Annotated in this window: 4 protein-coding genes; all 4 read right to left on the bottom strand. The window is 60.4% G+C overall.

From position 1 onward, the window contains the following. Positions 1-18 precede the first annotated feature (18 nt). The 4 genes from G454_RS19650 to G454_RS0114945 all read right to left on the bottom strand — a co-directional run bounded on the left by G454_RS19650 (position 19) and on the right by G454_RS0114945 (position 1,645). Entirely contained in the window at positions 19-354 is a 336-nt protein-coding gene (locus G454_RS19650) for a type II toxin-antitoxin system PemK/MazF family toxin (RefSeq protein WP_051276548.1), read from the bottom strand. Beyond that, positions 341-517, bottom strand: a complete 177-nt coding sequence (locus G454_RS0114960) for a hypothetical protein (RefSeq protein WP_156896851.1) — start codon at positions 515-517, stop codon at positions 341-343. The genes G454_RS19650 and G454_RS0114960 overlap by 14 nt, the downstream gene beginning before the upstream one ends. Before the next feature lie 285 nt (positions 518-802). Next, on the bottom strand, positions 803-1,006 hold the full coding sequence (locus G454_RS0114955; RefSeq protein WP_027719217.1) for a hypothetical protein: 204 nt from the start codon (positions 1,004-1,006) through the stop codon (positions 803-805). Positions 1,007-1,270: 264 nt separating this feature from the next. After that, complete coding sequence (locus tag G454_RS0114945; RefSeq protein WP_156896850.1) at positions 1,271-1,645, bottom strand: hypothetical protein; 375 nt, start codon at positions 1,643-1,645, stop codon at positions 1,271-1,273. Between the last annotated feature and the right edge of the window lie 937 nt (positions 1,646-2,582).

Raw genomic sequence — 2,582 nt, 5'->3', positions numbered from 1 at the left:
ATTAGTTCTACTCTACACCTATATACGCCCTCTCACTAACGCTGCCACGACCGATGAGAGGATTTCTTTGAAGTCTTCTAACTCAGCCTTGCCCAACTTTTTTATCACGATCCGCTCATCGATGGTGAAGAGTCGGTGAACCCTTGCCACTGTAGGCTTCGGAAGCCCTGCTTCCTTCCACTGCTTCAGCGGGACTTCGCTTCTGGCTTTAGGGGAGGAAGTCAGCATCACGCAGACTAACTCTCCCCATCTTTCAGCCACAGCCAAAACTAAAGCGGGGCGCTTCTTCTCCCCGCTCAAGTTGCTGAACGGAAACGGCACCAGAATGATGTCGCCTGGGCTAAAGCTGGTCATACACCACGTCCTCCTCGTTCTCCCAATCAGAGAAGGCGGATTCGGCCAGCTTCAGCCAACCCAGCAATTCTATCCTGTCCGCCATTTTGTTCAGCAACTCCTGCAATTCTACGGGTTCAAGTTTTTCTATCTCCTGGTACAAGCGCTCGACTCTTGTCGTCACGCTCATCACCCCAGGAGTATTATAACACGCCAGCATATCTTAAAACAGGTACTCGCGGGTCCCCGGCGGCCCGCTTTCCCCAATCACGCCCCTTTCCGCGATTGGTTTTTGCGGGCCGGATCCGGGCGGCCTTTTCAACTCCTCGCTGGTCGGCTTGGCCCCCGTCGCCGGGCGGTGCCCCGTCCGTGCGGTGTCGCCCGGTCGGGCGGGGATACTCCTCCGTGGCCTGGCGGTGCCCCGGTCCGAGCCGGTGTCGCCGGGCGGTGCGGCTCCTGACACATCTTTTTATGGCCGACTAGCACACTCCGGGCAGAGGAACCCCACCAGGTTCCCCTCCCGGTCGAGATCCGCGTGGACCTCGAAGCAACCGTACCGGTCTTGCTTGGCCCACTCCCGCGCCGGGCGCAGGCAGGCCTCGCAGTAACCGCTCCTCCCGAACTCCAGGGCGTCGTCGCCCTGGAGGTAAATAATAGTTTCTTTTTCTTTCATTATGACTGGGGGCGGGTTCCCGGTGCCTCCCGCCCCCGTGCACCTCCTTGAAAATTTTCGGGGACGGGTTACCGGGTCGCCCGCGCGGCGCGCGCCTGCAGGAGGGCCCACAGGCCCACCCTGGCGGCCGCGGCTACTAAGATCAAAGTTAGTAGCAACAACACCACCGTCGGCGCGGACTCCCCCGTCGGCCCGCGCCTCCCTCCTTTCCAGAAGTTTGGAAAGCAGGGACCGCGGGCCAGGGGGAGCGGCCCAGCTACGGCTCTACCGGGAAACCTCTTGCTTCAGCCTCTCGGCGAGCCGTCTTCTTAGTTCTTCCTCCGAAATGGGGCGGACGTCGCGCCCTTGGAAGACGTAGAAGTCCCTGTATTCGTTCTTCCAGGAGCCGCCCGCCCTGATCTCCAGGAGGTCGCCCTCCCGGAGATCCCGGAGGGGCACCTTCACCACGACCGTACCCTTCGGGGCCCCGGGGAAGCGGTAATCCTTCTTCCCCAAGAATTCCCGTTCGTACCTGTAACGAACGGGATCGGGTCCCAAGATGCGGGCGATGTAGGCCCCGCCTTTCTTGATTTCTCCCCCTGCGATGAGGAGTTCCCCGTCGAGGGGGTCATCGATGATTTTGATCATGCTCCAACCCATCGTCGAAATGCCCGCGGGCCTCCCGGCGCTGGCCCGCGGGCAGAACACCTCCTCGAAGGTGTTTTTCTGCGGGCCTGCCGGGACGGCCCCTACTCGCCCCGCCAGGTGCGGGGGAAAACTTTAACCTCGCCCCCGTGAGGGGGGAACCCAAAACTCGCCCCCGTAATGGGGGGAAGAAGTTGGACTGGAGGTATGCCCTCCCCCGGACCCGCGGGTGCATCCGCGGCTCCGGGGCAGGGCACGCTCCCCGAAAAAGCGAGGAGGCCGCAAGAGCTACGGCCTCCATTCTCTTCCAGTATATATATACCCCGCAAAACCTGTAACCGGGCCAGCGAAACCCGCGCCGGGACTGGCTTTGCGGGATCGGGTCTTTTGTAACCTACCTGTAACCTGCCTGTAACCTGCCTGTAACTTCTTGTAACCGACATTTCTAGGAATTTGTTGTATTTTTCGCTGCGACTTTTTTCAGTTCGCGGCCGGTGTTGTCATCCTCTTCCAGTATATATATACCCCCCTCAAAACCGGTAACACGGTCCGCGGGCCCGCGTGGAATCCGGCTTCCGGCGGTCCGGCCACCGGTAACATCACCGGTAACACACCGGTAACATACCGGTAACACCGGTAACATTCAATTTTTCCAGCAATTAGAAACCTACCAGATCGCCTCGGGTAGGATCGTACCGGACAGAGGGGCAACTCCACTCTTTTTATCGGGGATCTCGCCCCGCCTGGCGCGGAGGAAACCTCACACTCGCCGCCCCGAGGGGCGGGAAAGTTTCAAAATTAGAATACCACATCCGAGCAAAACGTTCAACTACCTTCCAAACGGCGTGCGAAGTGCCATCCCCGCACGCCCTTCCTCTTCGCCTCGTCCAGCACCGCCACCAGTTCCCTCTCGGCCACCAGGAGGGCGAAGACGGCCCGGTCTACCTCCGCC

Source organism: Desulfovirgula thermocuniculi DSM 16036, assembly GCF_000429345.1.
In the GTDB taxonomy this organism is placed as follows: Bacteria; Bacillota; Desulfotomaculia; order Desulfotomaculales; family Desulfovirgulaceae; genus Desulfovirgula; species Desulfovirgula thermocuniculi.
The sequence above is the reverse complement of the archived record's forward strand: the minus strand, read 5'-3'. Positions and strand labels throughout refer to the sequence as shown.